Below are 21827 nucleotides of genomic sequence, written 5' to 3' on the forward strand. Positions count from 1 at the left end.
GAAGTTTGCCTACCTTGAATCAACATTTCGCTGATAATGTTGTTCACTTGTACCAAATTGATGTAGATTTAAAACTGTAAGCAAACAATCATCTAAATGGTGTCTGATCGCCAGGAAATATTCAAAAAAACGTTATTAAAACACCTGTACTTTAACAAGGAATTGTCCTGTGCTGATCTCACGCTGCTCACCGGCAGGAGTCTTCCGCATACCACCAAAGCCTTGAATGAACTCGTGAAAAGTGGTTTGGTGCTGGAATCAGGGTATGCCATTTCCACCGGCGGCCGGCGCCCGCAGATGTACTCTGTGAAGCCGGACTACATGTACATTTTATCGGTAGCGATGGACCAGTTTGTAACCAGTATCAGCATACTGGATATGCAGAACAGGATCGTGGGAGAAGAACTCCAGGTGTCGCTGGACTTATCAGCGCATCCGGATGCCATTGCACAACTGGGCCAGGAACTGAAAACATTTATTGATCATTCAGGAATACCTGTGGAAAAGTTTGCGGGTATTGGCATCGGAATGCCGGGTTTTGTAGATGTAACAAAGGGCATCAACTATTCTTTTTTCGACAGGCAATACGGCAGCATCAATGAATACCTCGAAGCGCTTACCGGCGTACCGGTTATCATTGACAATGACTCCAGTTTAATTGCGCTGGCAGAATGGAAGCTGGGAGCAGCCCGCAACAGGCAAAATGCACTGGTTATTAATATAGGCTGGGGTATTGGTTTGGGGATGGTGCTGAACGGTGATCTTTTCAGGGGAGAAAACGGATTTGCCGGAGAGTTCTCGCACATCCCGCTCTTCACCAACAATAAGATCTGCAGCTGTGGAAAGATGGGATGCCTGGAAACAGAAACATCACTATCAGTGATTGCGGAAAAAGCAGTGGCAGGCATCAATGAAGGAAGAACTACCGTTATGAAAGATTTGTCGATGGACAACCGCGACAACACGTTTAGAAAAATTATGGATGCAGCGTTGAAAGGAGATAACTACGCAGTGGAATTATTATCACAGGCAGGTTATCACATCGGACGCGGGATCGCTATCCTTATTCACTTGTTGAATCCGAACCTGATCATCTTAAGCGGGAGAGGAACATTGGCCGGAAAATTATGGCTGGCACCTGTACAGCATGCGTTAAATGAACATTGTATACCAAAAATTGCTGAAAATATTGAAATAATAATCTCGCCTCTGGGGTATGCGGCGGAAAGACTTGGCGCTGCAGCACTTGTTATGGAACACCTCGATAAAGGCCAACTGTAGTAAAGCAAAAACGTTCACTTGTATCAATCAAAAATGAGGCAGTAACTACCTGCAGCATGCGGGCTTCCCATGCCATCAGAGAAACTATGCCTTGATTATTCATCTTCATCTAAATTCACACTAATGAAAAGGTGGCTAGGCTTCCTGCTGCTAACATGTTTAGTGGCCACGTGCTATCAAAGCGTTTCCGCACAGGAAAAAAAATGGGTATCCGGTACCCTGAAAGACGCTTCCGGCGCTCCCGTAATCTATGCAACAGTCATTGAAAAAGGTACAACCAATGGCGCAACAACCAATGAAAAAGGAGCCTTTAAGCTCCAGGTAGGCGCTGGCGCAACGTTAGTTGTTTCCAGTGTAGGATTTACTACCAAAGAAGTGCCGGTAGGTACTTCCATTAATTTTGACCTGATTTTGGAAGAAACTTCCAAAGGGTTAAATGAAGTAGTGGTAACCGCATTAGGTATTACCCGCCAGAAAAAATCTGTGGGCTATGCCATGCAGGAAGTAAAAAGCGCTACACTGATCGATGCGCATGAACCCAATCTTACCAACGCACTTACCGGTGTGGTAGCGGGTTTACAGGTAATCCGCTCCAGCACAGGGCCCGCAGGTTCTTCCAAAATTAATCTGCGCGGAAATAACTCACTCACCGGAAGTAATCAGCCATTGATTGTAGTGGATGGTATTCCGGTAGACAACTTCGTGGGTGTAACAGATGGCAATAATGATTTCTGGAATCCATCACTGGATATGGGAAATGGCCTTGCTGATCTGAACGCGAACGACATTGCGAGTATCTCTGTTCTGAAAGGTCCTTCTGCTGCCGCCTTGTATGGTAGCCGCGCAGGTAATGGTGTTATCCTTGTTACCACCAAAACCGGGAAGAAGTCAAATGGTATGGGCATTGCCGTATCTTCCACAGTAGGTTTTGAAAGTGTATTCACAAATCCTGAAATGCAGAAAAGTTTCGGACAGGGATCAGTGAATGATTTTGATCCTATCGGAGGAAACAGCTGGGGACCAAAAATTACAGGTCAGGATGTTACTAACTGGAACGGTAAAACGGAGAAACTCCGCTACTTTAATAACATCAACAATTTCTATAAGACAGGAGTAAACCACAACGAAAACATTTCGTTCCAGCAACAACTGGATAAAACGTCGGTGTACACCTCCCTCAATTACATGAACGATAACAGTATGATTCCGGGTACAAAGCTTTCCAGGGTAAACCTCATGGCCAGAGCTACTACCAAATACGGAACATCTGAACGTTTATCTACCGACTTTAAAGTTCAATACTCTAATACCAACGCCAGGAACAGGCCCACAAGCGGTGTAAACAGCAGGAACTATTCTTCCCTGCTTTACACAATGCCTGTTACGATGGATATCACCCAGTTCAAAGATCCTTTGAACGAACTTGGTAAAATGCGCTGGTATGGTACCGGTAACCAGGTGAATCCATACTGGGTAAGCCGTTACGGTCAGAACGAAGATATCCGTAACCGCTTCATCATGAACGGAAGCATTAAGTACCAGTTCACCGACTGGTTAAATGCAGAAGTAAAAGCAGGTGCTGATATTTATACAACCAACACAGAAGCCAAAACATATTCCGGTAGCCCGCTCTCTACCAATGGTAGTTATAGCGTAGGTAAGTTTACGTTCTCTGAACTGAACTACAGTACCCTGATCACTGCAAAAAAAGACAACTTGTTTAGCCGGTTTGGCGCATCTGCAAGCGTAGGTGGTAACCTGATGCAGCAACATTCCTCCCGACTGAGCAACAATGCTGCTTCATTGCTGGTACCGGATCTGTTCAGTATTAAAAACTCACAGGGTAACCCGGGTATCACGGATGAAGTGACCGAACAACGGATAAATTCCCTGTACGGAACTGTTGGTGTAAACTGGGATGGCTACCTGTTCCTGGATGGAACAATGCGTAACGACTGGTCTTCTACACTCAGTCCTTCTAACCGCTCTTTCTTTTATCCTTCTGTGAGCTTCTCTTATGTGTTTACCGAACAGTTTAAGAGTTTGCCCAAATGGATCAGCTATGGTAAGCTCCGTGCTTCTTATGCAGAAGTTGGTAACAGCCTTTCTCCCTACCAGTTGCTGAATACTTATACCATCGACCGCGATCCAAATGGGAATCCTATTGCCTCCAGGAAAACTACCCTGTTTGATCCGAATGTTCGTAGTGAGCTGATCAAATCTTATGAGGTAGGTACTGAACTTCGCTTTGTGGATAACAGGTTTGGTGTTGACTTCAGTTATTATAAATCAAATGCCACCCGTCAGCTGATCGATCTGCCAATGGACCCTGCCAGCGGTTACGAAAAGAGAAAGATCAATGCCGGTAATATCCAGAACAGCGGATTTGAAATTATGGCAGATGCAAAGATTCTCGATAAAGGACTGATCTGGAATATCTCCGGTAACCTGTCTATGAACAGGAATAAAGTTATCGAAATATCTGATGCTGATAAAGTTAACAGATACCAGCTGGGTGGCTTCGATGATGTATCTATCGTTGCAGTTGCCGGTCAGTTGTACGGTGAAATTTACGGCAGTAAATTCCTGCGTGTAACAGACGAAAAAAGTGAACATTACGGTCAACTGCTGCTCACTGCAGAAGGCCGGCCACAACGAGGTGAACAGAATGTTCGTTTGGGTAACCAGCAATCCAAAGCATTACTTGGCATTACCAACAGTTTTGGTTACAAGAACTTCACCTTTGCTTTCCTGATTGATGCCCGTTTTGGCGGAGACATGTTCTCTGTAACCCAGGCAATGATGCAGAGGGCGGGAACAGCGGATATCACAGCCCCTGGTGGTAACAGGGATGATATGACGCTTGCTGGTGTGGTATCAAACGGCGCCGGTGGTTACACTGCCAACACCAAATCAATTACTACGCAACAATATTGGGAAGCCGTGAATACCAACGTAGGTAACCTTGGTGTTTCGGAACTGAATATCTATGACGCTTCTAATATCCGTCTCAGAAACGTTCAGCTGAGCTATAACTTCTCAAAAAAATTACTGGGCAGAACACCTATCCAGTCTGCTAAGGTGGGCGTATCCTGCAATAACGTGTGGATGATTTCCAGCCATATGCGTGGCCTGGATCCGGAATCAGTATTTGCGGTAGGTACAAATGCCACTGGCTTTGAAAACGGTGCTCCTCCAACCACCCGTACCTTCCTGGTGAACCTGAGCCTTAGTTTTTAACTTTTAATTGTAACTGAAATGAAAAAGATACTCATAAAATCAGGTTGGGCGTTGGCTGCTTTTGCGATGGTGATGTCTGCCTGTAATAAGTTTGAAGAGATCAATCAAAATCCGAAAGACGCCAGCCTTAACCAGGTACAGGTGGAATACTTTATCAATAATTCCATCATCGGCGCCCAGATGGATCCCAATATTGCAGAACGGTCTTTTGTGTTATACTGGAAAACTGCCAGCCGTCAACACCTCAGCGGTGGCCTGTCTTCCGGCGCTGTAGATGACGGATGGTCTTCTGAATATTACCGCTATAGCTCCGGCTGGTTAAACAGCATTAATACCGCTATCCAGATTGCAGATGAAAAAGCACAGGCCGGTGATACCAAACCATATACTGATAACCTGAAACAGGTGGCCCGTATCTGGCGTGCTTATTTGCTGAGCGAATTGTCTGATAACTTTGGTCCTATTCCTATCAACGCATTTCAGGGTACCAATCCTGAATTCGTAAGCGTGAAGGACGTATACTACTTTGCATTGGCTGAACTGAAGGATGCCAGCTCAAAGCTGAACACGACCATCGTTCCGTCTGATGAACTGAAGAAAACAGATCCTGCTTTCGGATATGATTTTATGAAGTGGAAACGTTATGCCAACTCCATGCGTTTACGCCTGGCTATGCGTTTGTCTGAAGTAGATCCCGGTAAGGCGAAAGCAGAATTTGAAGCAGCTGCAGCGGGCGACTTAATGACTAACATGCTCGACATTTTCCAGGTACAGGAAAAACCAGGATGGGATGCACTTACCGGTGTAATGAGCCGCGAATGGAATTCCCAGATCCTTTCTACTACCCTGGAAAACATTTATACCGGTTTGGGAGATATAAAAACTGCCGACCAGGTAGATGCTTCCCTGCAATCATATATCAGACCCGCCAACTGGGCCGGTTTGCAGTTAACAGACCATTTCTCTACCATGACGAATGATCCGTTTGCAGGTTTCTGGTTTGATGGGTTACCACAAACGGTTGACCCCCGTGCCTATAAAGCATTCATCCCGGCAGGTGATTTTACTAATCCAAACTTTAGTAAATATCCTTCTTACGATCAGGCTACATGGGAAACAACCGCCCGTAACCTGCTGGATGGCACAGGCGCTGTGGTGAAAACACTCGATGGTAAATTTGCCTGGAATGGTTCCAATGCAGGTGCATGGGGCGTAAAAGGAACCAGGAACCAGTGGAGAGCCTACCCTGGTGCGGCTCCGCGTCTTGGTCAGCAATTCAGGAACAGCTCCAACAAACGCGTTTTCTTTGCTCCGTGGGAAACACACTTCCTGCTGGCAGAAGCGGCGGTAAGAGGATGGGCTGTACCACTGGGAGGTAAAGCTGCCTACGAAAAGGGCATCGCCCAGAGTTTTGAATACTGGAAAGTGGAGGGCTTCCTGGGTACCTATCTGGCATCTACCAGCTATAACATGACAGGTACCTCTGTAAGCTGGGACCACACTGCAGAACCACCCGCTACCCATACAATGGATTTTAAAAATGGTTACACCGGTACTGCAGGTACAGTAGCAATAAAGTACCCGGTAAATAATCTGTATAAGAATGGTACTGTTAAAAACGACCTCTTAACAAAGATTATTACCCAGAAATATATAGCACAGGTTCCGTGGTTACCGCTGGAAGGATGGAATGATAAACGCAGACTTGGCCTGCCTTTCTTCGAAAATCCAAACGTGGAAGAGCCACTGGGTACCTTACCAACACTCAATGCTTCCAATTACATGACCAGCAATGTGAAGTTTTTCCCTCAGCGCCTGAAGTATCCTTCTTCCCTGAAGAATACCAATGCTGCCGGGTATAACCAGGCCATCAGCTTCCTGGGAGCAGGCGGCGATGAAGTTTTAACACCATTATGGTGGGCTATTAAGCAATAGTTTGCTGTTCACTTATATTAAAAAGAGCTGACCGGCTGTAAAACCGGTCAGCTCTTGTCTTTAAAGCAAGCGGGACCACGGCCCGGAAAAAAACTCTTTAGGTGATACGGATATATAAGTCTACCTTGTGAGCAAATACAATATAATGCAACAAGGTACAGTTAAATTTTTCAATGAATCCAAAGGATTTGGTTTCATTACCCCATCAAATGGTGGACAGGATATTTTCGTTCATATTTCCGGTACTACTGGCGAACTTCGTGAGAATGACACCGTAACGTATGAAGTTGAAAATGGTAAAAAAGGTCTGAATGCAGTTAACGTAAAAGTTATCTAAGTTTACATATCTTATTTCTGGAGGGGCTGATCAGCAGATCAGCCCTTTTTTTATGCATATAGGTCAGCCTTCGCTTTTCTTGTCACGGAAGGTTTTGGGCGTTTGCTGGGTACGTGCCTTAAACACTGTGGAAAAGTAAGCAGGGGAGGAAAAGCCGCACTCATAGGCTATTTCCGCTACCGATAGCGTTGAGTTTACCAACAGGTACCTGCCCTTTTTCACCCGCGCATCCAGGATATAGTCGTTTACATTACAGTTTAGCAATTGCTTCACTTTGCGGTACAGCTGCATCTTTGAAATAGCCAGCTGCTGGCAGATATCCTCTACTCCAAACTGGTCGTTGCCGAGGTTGGCCTCCACAATGGCGGTAAAGTCGTTCACAAATTTACGGTCTGGTTTGCTGGACTGGGTGCTGTGTACCCGTGTTTCGGGTTCCGCGATATAGTGATCTTTCAGTAAAGCCCGGTTATTGAGCATGCTGCTGATGCTTTCCGCCAGGTATTTCAGGTGGAAAGGTTTACTGATATAGGCGTCTGCATTGTGTTGCATACCTTTTATGCGTTGTTCCTCGCTGCTGTTGGCACTCAGCAGGATTACCGGGATATGGGAGGTACGGATATCCTTTTTTAGTGTTTCCAACACCTGGATCCCATCCATGCCCGGCATCATAATATCACAAAGGATGAGGTCCGGCACATGCTCAAAGGCCAGTTTCAGCCCGTCGGCGCCGTTGCCGGCATGAAACACTTCATACTGCCCGCTGAGGAAATCGGCCAGGAAATGATTCAGATCGGGGTGGTCTTCAATCAGCAGCACGGAATGCGGATGTGCCTGTACCGTCAGTGGCAATTCTTCCGCGGGCGTGTCGTTGAGGTCATCGGTATAGCTATGCAGGGAGTGATTGATCACATTCATGTGTTCATCTTCCTGCTGAATTTCTTCCGGTGCAAAGGGGACGGAGGTACCCGGCAGGGTGATACTGAAAGTGGTGCCGGCGCCTTTGCTGCTTTTTACGGTGATGCTGCCGTGGTGCAGGGAAATAATTTCACGGGTGAGCGCCAGCCCGATACCGGTGCCTTTATGCTCGTTGTTCCGGCTCTGGTAAAACAATTCAAAAGCATGGGCCAGGGTATTTTCGTCCATGCCGCTGCCGTCGTCTTCAATACGTATTACTGCTTCCTGCCCGGCTGTGGCCTGTTCCAGGTATATATGTACCTTGCCGTAGTCGCTCGTAAATTTAAAAGCGTTGGACAGCAGGTTATACAGTACCCGGTCAAACAGGTGCTGATCAAACCAGGCTTTAATGCCGGGTTGCCGGCTGATAAGCCGGAAATCGATATGTTTTTTAACCGCGATGCCTTTATATGCTTCCATAATATCCAGCATAAAGGGGGGCAGGTCATTTTCAGATACTTTCAGTTGCAGTTTGCCGCTTTCAATCCGGCGGAACTCCAGCAATTGGTTCACCAGCCGCATCAGGTGGATCACATTTCTGCGCATCAGCTCCAGCTGCTGCTTTTGCGGGGAGGAAAGCTGCCTGCTGCCCATCAGGTTTTCCAGTGGCGCCTGTATGAGGGTTAAGGGGGTACGGAATTCGTGCGACAAATTAGTGAAGAACGTAAACTTGGCCTCTGTGGCTTCCTGTGCACGGGCGGTCATTTCTACCAGCTGATCCCGTTGCTGGAGGATTTCATCCCGTTGCTGTTTCAGTTGCTGGTTGATACGGCGGTTGGTGCGCAAAATAAAGATCAGCACAATACCGAGCAGGAAGGCGATGCCCAGCGTGGTAACCACTATCCGCAGGAGGTGTTGCTGATCCTGGTACAGTGATAGCTGCTCCTGCAGCAACGATTGCTGTTTTTCTATTTCCTGGTGCTGGGCCTGGATCTTATCTATCTGTAACCGCATCAGCTTTACATTGCTGCTGTCGATCAGTACGGTTTGGAGTAATGTATTACGGGGCACCTTTTTTCCGGCGAGGATGTCTGCGGCCATACTGATGGCTTCTTTGCCGCCGCTGGGATACAGCAGCGAGGCGCTCAGTACGTGGCGAGATACCAGGTCGATGCCGGCATCGGGGTAGGGAGAGGCATCCACGCCAATAAACCGGGTATGTGTGAAGCCCTTTTCCCGGCAATAACGGTACATGCTATACGCCATTACGTCGTTCTGTGCAAAGATCACATCTGCCTGTTGCACGGCGGAGTCGTTGCGGGCGGCAGCTTCCCGAGTTTTTTCGGCCACCCAGCTGCCTTCGAGGGTGGCTATCACTTTCAGGCCGGGGTAGTGCGCAAGGGCATCCCGGAACCCCTGGTGTCTTTCCACAGTGGGAGAAGAGCCACGAAGCCCTGTCACCTCTATAATACGCCCGTGGCCATTCAGCCGGGCGGCAATATATTCCGCTGCCAGTTTGCCGATGTTGTAGTTGTCGCCCCCGATGTAAGCGGTGAACGAGTCGGTGGCAGCCTTACGGTCCAGGATGATCACCGGGATGCCTTTGCCATAGGCAGCTGCAATTACCGGCGCCAGTGGCGCTGCCTCATTGGGCGATACCACCAGGATGTCTATTTTCCCCGCCAGCAGTTCCTGGATCTGCTGTACCTGCCGTTTGCTGTCACTTTCTGCATCGCGGTACAACAGTTGCATCTCCGGATGATAGAAAAGTTCCCGCTTCATTTCTGTGAGCATGTTCCGGCGCCAGTCGTCGTTGCCGGTACACTGCGAAAACCCGATCCGGTATTTCGGTCCTGTTTCCGGCCGGCATCCTGCGGCATACATCAACAGTGGAAGAACTATTAAACAGAGATATCGTTTTAATACTGCTGGCAAGTGGGAATGTTTTTGGTTTTATTTCTAAAAACAATGATACAAAATTGAAAGACATCTCCCTGAAATATATCCATCTTAATGTATAAAATATTATTTATCAAGATATTATTCTGTTTTATACCCTTTGTTATAATTTCGAAAGAAAGCGGTGCTATACGATAACAGCAGCCTTTTTCAAAGGAGTAGGTTTGACCTATCGATCAAAACTTATTTCTACGTTATGAACAACAAGATTGTTTTCTTCTGGGCTTTTGTGGTAGCACTTGGCGGTTTTCTTTTCGGTTTTGATACCGCTGTCATCTCTGGTGCGGAGCAACATATTCAGCAATACTGGCATTTAACGGAAGTACAACATGGATTCACCGTATCCATTGCATTAATAGGAACCGTGTTTGGCGCATTGGGAGGTAGTACGCCTTCGGATAAACTGGGGCGCCGTGCTACCCTGCTGCTGGTAGCGCTGGTATACCTGGTGTCGGCAGTAGGTACGGCGATGGCAACCAACTGGTACTTTTTCCTCGTATGCCGTTTTATAGGTGGCCTCGGTGTAGGCGCTTCATCTGTAACGGCACCGGTATATATTTCAGAGGTATCACCAGCTTCCTATCGTGGCCGAATGGTCGCTTTATTCCAGTTTAACGTGGTTTTTGGCATCCTGGTGTCTTATTTATCCAACTATTTCATTGGCGGATATGGCGGTGAAAACTCCTGGCGCCTGATGCTGGGTATCCAGGCATTCCCTGCGGCCCTGTTCCTGTTGCTGCTCCGCTGGGTACCGGAAAGTCCGCGCTGGCTGTTGTTGCACGGCAAAAAAGAAGCCGCCGCCATTAAAACCCTGCAAATCATCAACCCCGCCGGTTATGCGGACGATATCGCTACCATCCGGCAGTCGAGGCACCAAAGCATTGGCGCGCCAAAGGAACGGCTGTTCTCCGGGAAGTACCGCACTCCGGTGGTGCTGGCGGTATTGTTTGCCATCTTCAACCAGGTATCCGGTATCAACGCTATCATTTATTATGCGCCGCGTATTTTTGAAATGTCCGGCTTGGGTACAGCGTCTTCTTTGCTCTCTACAGTCGGACTGGGCATCGTGAACTTCATTTTTACGTTAACGGCTATACGGTTTATCGACCGTATCGGCCGCCGGCAACTGATGCTGATAGGCACCGTTGGCCTTATCGCTACACTCGGCCTCACCGCCATTTCCTTTTATATGCATACCGGCGGTATTGCCGTGATCTCTTACCTGCTGGTATACATGGCCTTCTTTGCCTTCTCGCAGGGCGCTGTGATATGGGTATTTATCTCAGAGATATTTCCAAACGCCGTACGCGCCAAAGGTCAAACGTTGGGCAGTTTCACTCACTGGATCATGGCCGCTCTCATCGCTTTTACCTTTCCCTGGCTGGCCAGCCACATCGGCGGTGGTCACATTTTCGCCTTCTTCTGTGTGATGATGGTATTGCAACTGCTTTTTGTATGGCGCTGGATGCCGGAAACAAAAGGACAAACCCTGGAAGAAATTGAAATGACAATGGTCATGCATTAAACAAACATTTTATGACAAAGTATAACATCGCCTGCCTCGGGGAAATATTGTGGGACATCTTACCGGATCAGGAATTGCCGGGCGGCGCACCCATGAACGTAGCGTATCACTTGCAGAAACTGTCGCAGTCCGTTGCGATGGTATCGGCCACAGGTACAGATGATCATGGCACCAGGCTGCTGCAACTCATGAACAACATGCAGCTCTCTACCGCTTACGTACAAACGAATACTAACTACGCCACCGGCAAAGTAAATGCCTGGATGGACGCGCATAACGATATGCAGTATGATATCCTGTACCCCGTGGCCTGGGATCATATTGCCTGGAATGCTTCCCTGGAGGCTTTACTAACGGGAGATGACCTGCAGTATATTGTTTTTGGCAGTTTGATGGCAAGGCATGAGATCTCCCGGGATACGCTCCGTAAAGCATTGCAGTCAACCGCCATAAAAGTGCTGGACATCAACCTGCGTGCGCCCTGGTACTCCCGCGAAACACTGGAATGGCTTATGGGCAGCTGCGACCTGCTGAAGCTGAACATCGCAGAACTGGAGCTGATCAGCGCCTGGTATGGTACCTGGCCAACGCACGAAGAACAGGTACGGGCATTGTCTTCCCGTTTTAACATCCCTACTATAGTTGTCACCCTGGGCAGCAAAGGCTGCATGGGGTACATCGACGGGGCTTTTTATTACCAGGAAGGACAGTCCGTGATAGTAGCAGATACCATTGGCAGCGGCGATGCTTTCCTGGCCGGCTTCCTCGTATGCCGGCTGCAACAACGTTCCCCTGCCTGGAGCCTGGCGTATGCCAATGCACTGGGCGCACTGGTGGCATCGCGCCCCGGTGGCTGTCCGCAATATGATCCATCCGAGATATACAGCCTGATGAAAATACCACAGCACACTTAGCCAATTATTACATTTCCACACCACCATTTCACAAATTCCATTATGAAAAAGTTGTTCTACTTATTACCGATGTTGCTGTTCGGCCTCTTCGCCATTGCACAGCAACGGAACATCACCGGTACCGTTGTCAGTAAACAAAACAGAACGCCTTTGCCCGGTGTAACCGTACAGGCGGGCAACAGGAACACCATTACCAATGGCAGCGGGCAATTCACACTGCCGGCTGCCGTGGGGGAAGTGCTCAACTTCTCTTATATAGGCATGAAGCCTATGTCGTTAAAAGCTGCCGAAGGCAATATGTCCGTAGAAATGGAAGATAATGCCACCGACTTAAACCAGGTAATCGTAACCGGTTACCAGACACAGAAAAAGGCAGATCTTACCGGCGCTGTATCCGTAGTGAATGTGAGCGAAATAAAAGACATTCCGCTCGGCAACCCGGTGAAAGCCCTGCAGGGCCGCGTTCCCGGCGTATTCATTACCTCCAACGGCGATCCCAACAGCAATGCCACGGTGCGTATCCGCGGTATCGGCACCCTGGGTAACAACGATCCGCTGTATGTAATTGATGGTATCCCTACCAAAAGAGGATTGCAGGAACTGAACCAGAATGATATTGAATCCATCCAGGTATTAAAAGATGCTTCTGCTGCTACCATCTATGGTTCCCGCGCGGCAAACGGCGTAATCATTGTTACTACCAAAAGAGCGAAGAAAGGCTATAGCCGCATCACCGCAGATGTATCGGCCTCTTTGCAGGATTACAGTACCAAATTAAAAACACTGAATACGGAAGGCCGCGGCCGCGCCTACTGGCAGGCTGCCGTGAATGACCGTACTGATCCCAACAACAACCAGATTTATCAGTACGACTGGAACGGCGATTATAATAACCCGGTGCTTAACAAAATTAACCTGCCGGAATTTATTGATGCCGCCAAAACCATGAAGCCGGCCGATACCTACTGGTACGACCAGATTGCACAAACTTCCCTGCTGCAAACCTACAACGTGTCTATTGCCAACGGCAACGAAAGAGGGAACTCCTATTTTTCGGTAGGTATGTACAATAACAAAGGCATCGTAAAAGAAACACAGCAACGGAAAATAACCGCCCGCTTTAATACGGATTATTCCTTTTTCAAAGGCCGGCTGAAGATCGGTGAAAACCTTTCTGCTACCTATATCAGGGATGCGCTGGTACCTGCTACCGACATTCTTTTTGCAGCATTGGTACAACAACCGGTGGTGCCGGTACATACCGTTGATGGCGGTTGGGGCGGCCCTGCTCCCGGCATGACCGACAGGCAGAATCCCGTTCGGCTTATTGAAGATAACCGGCAGAACAAAAGTAATTTCCTGCGCTTATTCGGTAACGTATATGCCGACATAGAAATTATTCCCAACCTTCACTTCAAAAGCAGCTATGGTATAGATTACAATGGTACTTATCAGCGTACATTGCGTAAATCGTATACTTCGGGGTTCCTTTCTGATCCGTCCAACTTCTCCCAAACCTCACAGGATTATAATGGTAACTGGGTATGGCAAAACACGCTTACTTATAACGTAGCACTGCAGAAGCACCGGTTCGATTTCCTGTTGGGAGAAGAACAGATTAAATACATGGCGCAGAATTTTTACGCCAGCAGACAAGGGTACGCGTTGGAGAATATCGACTATGCCTACCTCAATGCAGGATCTTCCAATAAAGATAACGGAGGTACCGGTAGCGGCTATACGTTATTATCTTATTTTGGTAAGGCAAACTATTCTTACGATAATAAATACCTCGCTTCGGTTACCCTGCGCCGCGATGGCTCTTCCCGCTTTGGTAAAGAAAACCGTTTCGGGATGTTCCCTGCGGTATCTCTCGGATGGCGCGTGAGCGAAGAAAATTTCATCAAACAAAACCTGCCTTTCCTGTCGGACCTGAAACTCCGCTATGGCTGGGGCAGATCGGGCAACCAGGAAATTGCCAATAACGCCACCTATACTTTATACTCCGCTATTTATGGTATAGATCCTACCTGGGATTTCGACAGCGGCAGCGCGTATGATCTTGGTGGCGCAGGCTCCGGGCAGTTATCGTCCGGATATACACTGATCCAGCAGGGCAATCCTGCGCTGAAATGGGAAAGTACGATGGAATCCAATGCCGGAATAGATTTTGGTTTGTTTAATAATCACCTTAGCGGTTCCGTAGATTATTTTATTAAGAAGACATCCGACATCCTTATCAGCCCGGCTTACCTCGCAGTGATCGGTGAAGGCGGTACCAAATTCGTGAACGGCGCCTCTATGCAAAATAAGGGACTGGAAGTATTGCTGTCGTATAACGGCAACATTGCACCTGGCCTGGCGCTCACCGTTACCGGCAACGTAGCCACTTACCGCAATAAGATCACCAAACTGCCGCCGGAAGTACTTACATCCTATCCCGGCAACGGACAGGATAAAACCATCCTCGGCCACTCTATTAATTCCACCTTCGGGTACGTGGCAGATGGATTATTCCGCTCACAAAAAGAGGTAGATGACTATGCCACACAAATCGGGAAAGGCGTGGGCCGCATCCGGTATAAAGACCTGAACAGCGACGGCGTTATCGATGACAAGGACCGCGATTATATCGGTAAGGGAGATCCTGATTTTACCTACGGACTGAATGTAACACTGGAGTATAAACACTTTGATCTGACCTTCTTCCTGCAGGGAATACAAGGCATCCAGGTATATAATACCTATAAAACATACACCGACTTCTCCTCCATCTGGCCGGGAACTAACTGGGGCGCACGTACGCTGGATGCATGGACACCACAAAATCCAAACGCTTCCATTCCTGCGCTCACACTGGTAGACCGTAACAATGAAAACCGGACATCTACCTACTTCCTGGAATCAGGTTCCTATCTCAAACTCAGGAACCTGCAACTGGGATATAGTTTCCAGCACCTGTTTAGCAAGCGTTTGCAAACAGCTCGGGTATACCTGCAGGGCAGCAACCTGCTCACGTTAAAGAACAAAGGTTTTACGGCCACCGATCCGGAGAACCCCAACAACGCATATCCTATTCCGGTGATTGGCACGATCGGCTTAAACCTGTCTTTTTAAACACACAACACAGCCACCATGAAGTACACAAAATATATTCTTTTACTCAGCTGCCTGTTGCTCGGCGCTTGCAGCAAATTCCTGGATCAAACGCCACAGGGCGTTATTTCAGGCGACGACCTGAACTCGCCGGCTAATCTCGAAAAAATGGTGACCGCCGCCTATGCATCGCTGGGCAATGATCACTATACCGCTCCTTATTCCAGCATGTGGCCCTACGGAAACATCCGCAGTGGCGATGCGTATAAAGGCGGTGACGGCGCCGGTGATATCAGCGACTACCACTTTTACGAAACCTTTTCCCTGAACAGGGTGGATAACGGCTCCTCCGACCTGGTATGGTTTCGCCTGTATGTATGCATTGGCCGTGTAAACGATGCGCTGGCACGCCTGAACAAAGCCACTGAAACCCAATTTCCGGAAAAGGTAGTACGGCAGGCAGAGATGAAGTTCCTGAGAGGACACTATTATTTCCTGTTGAAAACATTATTCAAATATGTTCCTTACATCGATGAAAATGCGCCAAAGGAAACCTACGATACCATTTCCAACCGCACTTATTCCAATGTGGAACTATGGACGAAGATCGCAGATGATTTCACTTTTGCCGCTTCCCATCTTCCCGATATACAACCGCAAATAGGACGGGCCAATAAATTCGCGGCAAAAGCCTACCTGGCTAAAACCCTGTTGTATGAAGCCTATAAGCAGGATGAAAACAACCATGTAACTGGTATTGACGCCGCCCTGCTGCAACAGGTAAATACCTTGTGCGATGAAGTGATTGCCTCCGGTAAATACCAGCTGGCTATTGATTATGCAAATAACTTCCTGTCGAAAAGTGAGAATGGTCCGGAGTCCCTTTTTGCTATCCAGTATTCAAAAGATGATGGAACGCCCAAAGGCCGCCTTGACTACGGACATGCGCTGGATTACCCGATGAACCAGGAGTATGGCTGCTGCGGTTTTCATTCGCCCAGCAGTAACCTGGTGAATGCTTTTCAGACAGGCGCCAACGGGCTCCCGATGTTTGAAACATTCAATAACGTGAACATTACCACGGAAGCGGATTTTCATACCCATACCTTTGATCCGCGTTTAGACCATACCGTGGCTATTCCAGGGCATCCTTACAAATACGATCCCGCTTTTCTGTACAAGCGCGCCTGGGCCCGTGCGCCGGAAGTATATGGCAGTTACCTGAGTCTCAAAGAAGCGGTGTTACCCGGTGATGCTACCTTTCAGAAGGTGCCGCCTTTTATGTCGAGTTCCAAAAACTGGGAAATTATCCGTTATGCCGACGTACTGTTATTTAAAGCAGAAGCATTGATAGAACTGGGACGCGCTGCCGAGGCATTGCCACTCATCAACCAGGTGAGGGGAAGAGCCGCTGCCAGTACCGGTTTATTAAAACAGGCAAATGGTACCTTTACATCCAGTTATAAAATGAATACCTATCAGCCGGGTGTTAACTGCACCTGGTCCACCGACTTTGCCCGGCAGGCTTTACGCTGGGAGCGCCGGCTGGAATTTGCGATGGAGGGCTCCCGGTTCTTTGACCTGGTGCGCTGGGGTATTGCGGCAGATTATCTCAATGCTTATTTTGCCGTGGAAAAAACACGCCGGGCTCACCTGAATGATGCTTCCTTCAAAAAAGGCAGGGACGAATACCTGCCCATACCACTAAACCAGATTAACTACAGCAAAGGGTTATATAAACAAAACACCGGCTGGTAAAATTAAATATCATTGTTATGAAGAAGACGCTTTTTTCCATATTACTGGCAGGATTGTTACCCGGATGGCTACACGCCCAGGAGGCGACACCGCAATGGCGCCCCGTGTATCATTTTACGGCGCCCAAAAACTGGCTGAACGATCCCAATGGATTGATCTATATAGATGGGGTGTATCATTTATATTACCAGCATAATCCATTTGAAAACAAGTGGGGCCACATGAGCTGGGGACATGCTACCAGCAAGGACCTGATTAACTGGAAACACCTGCCCATTGCTATTCCGGAAATAGAAAAGAAAGATACCACTACCTGGATCTTCTCCGGTTCCGCAGTATTGGACGAGCATAACAGCAGTGGTTTTGGTAAGAATGGAAAGGCCCCCATCGTAGCTATTTATACCGCAGATCAGCCAAAGCAGCAAAAGGAATCACAATTTATTGCCTTTAGTAACGATGGCGGTTTAACCTACACCAACTATGGCGGCAACCCGGTAGTAGATATTCAGAAGAAGGATTTCCGCGATCCCAGCGTGATCTGGCTGGAAGACCAGCACAAATGGCTCATGACAGTAGCCGTACCTGCCGAGCATAAAGTACAGTTCTACTCATCAGAAAACCTCAAGAACTGGGAGCTGCTGAGCGAGTTCGGCAACCAGGGCGATACCCGTAAAATATGGGAGTGCCCTTCTTTAACGCCCCTGTATGTAGATGGTGATCCTGCAAAAAAGAAATGGTTGCTGATGGTATCTTCCGGCAACCAGGACGCGGCTACCGGTATGCAGTATTTTACCGGCGACTTCGACGGCAAAACATTCACCAATGATAACAAGCCGGAAAGCCAGCTGTTTGTGGATTACGGCAAAACCTTCTACGCTGCCATACCTTACAATCATCTGCCGGATAACCGGCAAATGATGACCGGCTGGCTCATGCCATTTGAAACGCCTACCTCACCGTGGCGCGGGCAGATGTCGATTCCGCGCGATCTGCAACTGAAAACTACGGCATCGGGTATACGTTTATTCCAGCAACCATCTGCAGCGATCAGCACCTATCTTCATAAATTACCTGCCGCTAAAAAACTAACGCTGAAAGCGCAAACCATTAATAGCAAATCGCTGGAGTTGAGCAGCAGTAAAGGTTTTAATACCAATACCAATTGGGTGGATGCTGAGTTTACCATTGGCACCGCCGCTGATTTTGGCTTTAAAATAGCAGAGCAGGTAGTTGTGGGGTATAATGTACAACGGAATGAACTGTACATCCGCGATGGAAAGGATGTACAACACGTAAGCATTCCGCCGGCTAACAATAAAATCAGGTTACAGGTGCTGGTGGATAAATCATCTGTAGAAATATTTGTAAACGATGGAGAGAAAGTGCTCACCACTTTAATATTCCCGGATAAAGCGGCTACGGGATTAGCAGTGTTTGCAGAGAACGGAGATGTGCAGTTGAATACATTGAAAGCGTGGGATCTGAGTAAATAAGGGGGAGTTGTTTTATAGACAGGCGCCGGCTCTTTTTTGAGTCCGGCGCTTTTTGTATTAACTTGGGGGAATAAAGTTTGTTTCATGCCCTTTGGTAAGCAAAAAAATGTGGTTAACATTGGAATAGCCCTCGTGTGGATGATAAATGGCGTATTTTGTAAGGTGCTGAACTATGTTCCACGACACCAGTTAATTGTAGCAAGAATACTTGGTGAAACCCATGCAGCTTTACTTACCCGTACCATTGGCATCCTGGAAGCCGGGATGGCGATATGGATACTTTCCAGGATAAAATCCCGCTGGTGTGCTATCGCGCAAATCCTGCTGGTAGCGGCTATGAACGTCATAGAGTTTATAGCAGCCCCCGACCTGTTGTTGTTTGGGAGAATAAATATCATCATAGCTGCCGTTTTTATATTTATTATTTACCGGAACGAATTTAAAACCCATGTTAGCCTTTCTTAAAAATCATCCCTTTGCCGTGGAAGCTTTTTTTGAAAGCTCCCTGGTGCTTACTTACGCCCTCCCAATAGCGGTTTTGGAACCGTTGATACCCCCGCAGCTGGAGTTGGATGTATTCCAGGAACAGTGGGCATTTATTGCTATTGCCATAGTGAAAACAAAGCACCTTCGCCCCAAAGGGTTTCCTGCTTTTATGGGAAGTGATTTTGTGTTAACCGGTTACCGCGTGTTTGTACGTTATACTAATAGCGAAGGAAAGCGATTGCGGGGTTTATATATTTTAAAATCAGAAACAGACAGTAAGAAGATGGAGTTTTTCGGAAATCTGTTTACCCATTATAGTTATACCACTACAGATATCAGCATTACGGAGGAAAACGATATGATGGTTGTTAAATCAATGGCGTCGGGATTGGATATCACGGTTGATACCGGCAATGAAACAGCAACGTTGCCAGCAGAATCGCCCTTTAATAACTGGAAAGAGGCGAGGCGGTTTGCGGGCCCGCTGCCTTTTACATTTACCTGTAACAGGCATTCTGATGAAGTGTTGATCATTGAAGGCGTGAGGGAAAACTGGACGCCCATACCGGTATCGGTATTACATAGCGAGGCAGGATTTTTAAACGCTCCCGCATTACAGGGCGCCCGGCTGGCGAATGCATTCATCATCCGGCAAATTCCCTATTACTGGAAAAAAGGAAAAGTGGATATATGGAGAAGATAAACAGAACGCCGTTTCAGGGCATCATAAATATTATCCGTTTCAACTGGCATTTTTATTTATTATCATTATTGGCGTTGGCAGCGGGATTGTTATTCACGCAGTACATGATGGTGCGGCTACTGCTATGGGGAGCAACTGCTGCTATCTTATTATCGCTGGTGATTTCCTGGTATATTTACGATCGTTCCAGCTTATATTCTTTACAATGGCTGGATGAAATAACACTACGGACACACCGGCGGATTGTGAATATCCATGCGGGCTTTGATGAAACCAGCCGGTTGCTGGCGCATAAATTTCCGGAAGCAGGTTTACAGGTATTTGATTTTTATAACAGGGAGATGCATACCGAGGTATCTATTGAACGTGCCCGGAAAAGATATGCGTCTTATGCTGGCACGAAAACCATCAGCACGGCAGCTGTTCCACTGGAGCCTGCATCGGTGGATGTAGTGTTTCTTTTGCTGGCAGCACATGAAATCAGAGATCCTGTGGAAAGGACCATATTTTTCAAAGAGCTGCGTCGTTGCCTGGCTGCTGATGGAAGAATTGTGGTACTGGAGCATTTACGGGATACGCCTAACTTTATAGCATATACGATTGGGTTCCTGCACTTTTTTTCGGGTGCCAACTGGAGGCGGACTTTTGAAGGCGCGCAGCTGACCCTGGAAAAAGAAAAGAAGATCACCCCTTTTTTATCGGCCTTTATATTGCAGAAAAATGGAATTGCATCTTAAAATTACCGGTTATATACTGGTGCTATTATCCCTGGCACATATTTTCTTTCCACGGTATTTTAACTGGAAGAAAGAGTTCACGGCGATTAGTCTTTTGAGCAGGCAGATCATGTATGTACACACCTTTTTTATTGCATTGATGGTTTTGCTGATGGGAATAGGGTGTATTTATGCTACCGAAGATATCCTGTATACGCGCCTGGGGCATGTGCTGTCGTTCGGATTATTTGTTTTCTGGCTATGCCGGCTGCTTTTCCAGTTCTTTGTTTACTCTCCGTTGTTATGGAAGGGCAAACGGTTTGAAACTATTATGCATGTCCTGTTCTCATTGACATGGGGATATTTCAGTATAGTGTTCCTGCTCGTATTTCGTGCGGATGCGTCATAATAAAGTATTTTGATTTAAAAAGAAGCAATTTCTGTAGCTATGCCTGTTAAGCTTTTCCCGCTGATCATACGGGGTTGTATTCCGGAATACGATACGAAGGTATGCGTTGACGAAGCAGGGGAAAAACAAATCCGCCGTTTTTGCCGTTTTTGGTCGGTTTATGCCGGAATCGGTAGGCTCGCAAAATAGTCATAGTGTATGGGGAGTGTATTGGAAGTGTATTATGAGTGTATAGTGAGAGTATGGGGAGTGTATGGGGACTGTATAGGGAGTGTATGGGGACTGTATGGGAAGTACGACGCATAGACGAGTCCTAAGTATCTGAGAAGTATCTGAGAAGTATGCGAGAAGTAATGGACTTATATATTAAAAAATATAAAGCGACGCTTGCAACCATTCGCACCGATTCCTTCAGGGTAAAGCCCATAAATTATAAGATGGATTTGAAATTAAATTTCCGTAATATTTGAAGCCAATGAAAATACTAACGTGTCTTTGTATCGGTTTTTTTGGGATCGTTAATAATGTTGATAATCCCGGTATTTATAATTTACTTCAACATTGGAATAAAATGAGTTTGTCTGTGTTGAAAGAGAATGCAGCATCAGCAATTACTGGACAAGAGAGAGAACTGTATCAGAATAGATTGGAAGCAATGCCGGAAGCATGGAAAGGAGTTGACAGTATTAATTATAAATCAATAAGATTGTTTTTCCTGGAACAAATCAGCGCTGATTTTAATTGGAAAGATAAGAAGTGGGCTGTCATTGAGGTTGTAAAAAACGGCGAAATAAAGCGATTGGTAAATTATTTAATATATTATAATGGAAGTCAGGCAAATATTATTGCATATCGCTACTATCTTGATAAGTGGATCAAAATTCATGAATGGCAGGAGCATTTAAAGATGGTTACACTCTTTAAAAAAAAGGATAAGGTCCCTATGGATAAAGGAAGTAATGCGGGCGATGTTATTGTTACGAGTTTTAAATCGGGGTTTCCTCTACAATCAGCGTATTTTGTCGAAAATACTTTGGACCAGGGAAGCATGATTAAGAGCATTATTTCACACTCATATTGA

The 21827-nt window shown here is 47.0% G+C and carries 15 protein-coding genes; 14 read left to right on the plus strand and 1 reads right to left on the minus strand.

Features of this window, described 5'->3' with window-relative positions:
* The first annotated feature begins 96 nt into the window (after nucleotides 1–96).
* The 4 genes from PV783_RS08755 (at nucleotide 97) to PV783_RS08770 (ending at nucleotide 6793) form a co-directional block, all read left to right on the plus strand.
* Entirely contained in the window at nucleotides 97–1281 is a 1185-nt protein-coding gene (locus tag PV783_RS08755) for an ROK family protein (RefSeq protein ID WP_079469128.1), read from the plus strand.
* A 123-nt stretch (nucleotides 1282–1404) separates the two neighbouring features.
* Nucleotides 1405–4521 carry a SusC/RagA family TonB-linked outer membrane protein gene (locus tag PV783_RS08760; RefSeq protein ID WP_420987746.1) on the plus strand — a complete coding sequence of 1039 codons (3117 nt, stop codon included), beginning with the start codon at nucleotides 1405–1407 and terminating at the stop codon, nucleotides 4519–4521.
* Nucleotides 4522–4539: 18 nt separating this feature from the next.
* Nucleotides 4540–6456: a SusD/RagB family nutrient-binding outer membrane lipoprotein gene (locus PV783_RS08765; RefSeq protein WP_420987747.1), complete on the plus strand. Its 1917-nt coding sequence runs from the start codon at nucleotides 4540–4542 to the stop codon at nucleotides 6454–6456.
* Between the two features lie 145 nt (nucleotides 6457–6601).
* Complete coding sequence (locus tag PV783_RS08770; RefSeq protein WP_079469125.1) at nucleotides 6602–6793, plus strand: cold-shock protein; 192 nt, start codon at nucleotides 6602–6604, stop codon at nucleotides 6791–6793.
* A 63-nt stretch (nucleotides 6794–6856) separates the two neighbouring features.
* On the opposite strand, the gene PV783_RS08775 is transcribed toward PV783_RS08770, so the two are convergent.
* Nucleotides 6857–9622 (minus strand): substrate-binding domain-containing protein, encoded by a 2766-nt coding sequence (locus tag PV783_RS08775; RefSeq protein ID WP_420987748.1) that lies wholly within the window; start codon nucleotides 9620–9622, stop codon nucleotides 6857–6859.
* Nucleotides 9623–9842: 220 nt separating this feature from the next.
* Here PV783_RS08775 and PV783_RS08780 point away from each other — a divergent pair, with 220 nt between their 5' ends.
* From PV783_RS08780 to PV783_RS08825, 10 genes are all read left to right on the plus strand, one after another.
* On the plus strand, nucleotides 9843–11171 hold the full coding sequence (locus tag PV783_RS08780; protein ID WP_079469123.1) for a sugar porter family MFS transporter: 1329 nt from the start codon (nucleotides 9843–9845) through the stop codon (nucleotides 11169–11171).
* A gap of 11 nt (nucleotides 11172–11182) precedes the next feature.
* Nucleotides 11183–12085, plus strand: a complete 903-nt coding sequence (locus tag PV783_RS08785; protein WP_420987749.1) for a carbohydrate kinase family protein — start codon at nucleotides 11183–11185, stop codon at nucleotides 12083–12085.
* 42 nt (nucleotides 12086–12127) lie between these two features.
* Nucleotides 12128–15202: a SusC/RagA family TonB-linked outer membrane protein gene (locus PV783_RS08790; RefSeq protein ID WP_079469121.1), complete on the plus strand. Its 3075-nt coding sequence runs from the start codon at nucleotides 12128–12130 to the stop codon at nucleotides 15200–15202.
* A gap of 18 nt (nucleotides 15203–15220) precedes the next feature.
* Nucleotides 15221–16939: a RagB/SusD family nutrient uptake outer membrane protein gene (locus PV783_RS08795; RefSeq protein WP_079469120.1), complete on the plus strand. Its 1719-nt coding sequence runs from the start codon at nucleotides 15221–15223 to the stop codon at nucleotides 16937–16939.
* A gap of 17 nt (nucleotides 16940–16956) precedes the next feature.
* The gene (locus PV783_RS08800; protein WP_420987750.1) at nucleotides 16957–18432 is read left to right on the plus strand and encodes a glycoside hydrolase family 32 protein; all 1476 of its coding nucleotides are present in this window, start codon (nucleotides 16957–16959) and stop codon (nucleotides 18430–18432) included.
* Nucleotides 18433–18516: 84 nt separating this feature from the next.
* Nucleotides 18517–18897 carry a DoxX-like family protein gene (locus PV783_RS08805; RefSeq protein WP_079469118.1) on the plus strand — a complete coding sequence of 127 codons (381 nt, stop codon included), beginning with the start codon at nucleotides 18517–18519 and terminating at the stop codon, nucleotides 18895–18897.
* Complete coding sequence (locus PV783_RS08810) at nucleotides 18881–19621, plus strand: DUF2071 domain-containing protein (protein WP_420987751.1); 741 nt, start codon at nucleotides 18881–18883, stop codon at nucleotides 19619–19621. The genes PV783_RS08805 and PV783_RS08810 overlap by 17 nt, the downstream gene beginning before the upstream one ends.
* Nucleotides 19609–20358, plus strand: coding sequence for a class I SAM-dependent methyltransferase (locus PV783_RS08815; RefSeq protein WP_420987752.1), 750 nt, complete (start codon nucleotides 19609–19611; stop codon nucleotides 20356–20358). Before PV783_RS08810 ends, PV783_RS08815 begins: the two co-directional genes overlap by 13 nt.
* Nucleotides 20342–20746 (plus strand): hypothetical protein, encoded by a 405-nt coding sequence (locus PV783_RS08820; protein WP_079469115.1) that lies wholly within the window; start codon nucleotides 20342–20344, stop codon nucleotides 20744–20746. Before PV783_RS08815 ends, PV783_RS08820 begins: the two co-directional genes overlap by 17 nt.
* Nucleotides 20747–21221: 475 nt before the next feature.
* Nucleotides 21222–21827: a hypothetical protein gene (locus PV783_RS08825; RefSeq protein WP_420987753.1), complete on the plus strand. Its 606-nt coding sequence runs from the start codon at nucleotides 21222–21224 to the stop codon at nucleotides 21825–21827.

The sequence above is a fragment of the Chitinophaga sp. CC14 genome (assembly GCF_048957795.1).
GTDB lineage: Bacteria > Bacteroidota > Bacteroidia > Chitinophagales > Chitinophagaceae > Chitinophaga > Chitinophaga ginsengisegetis.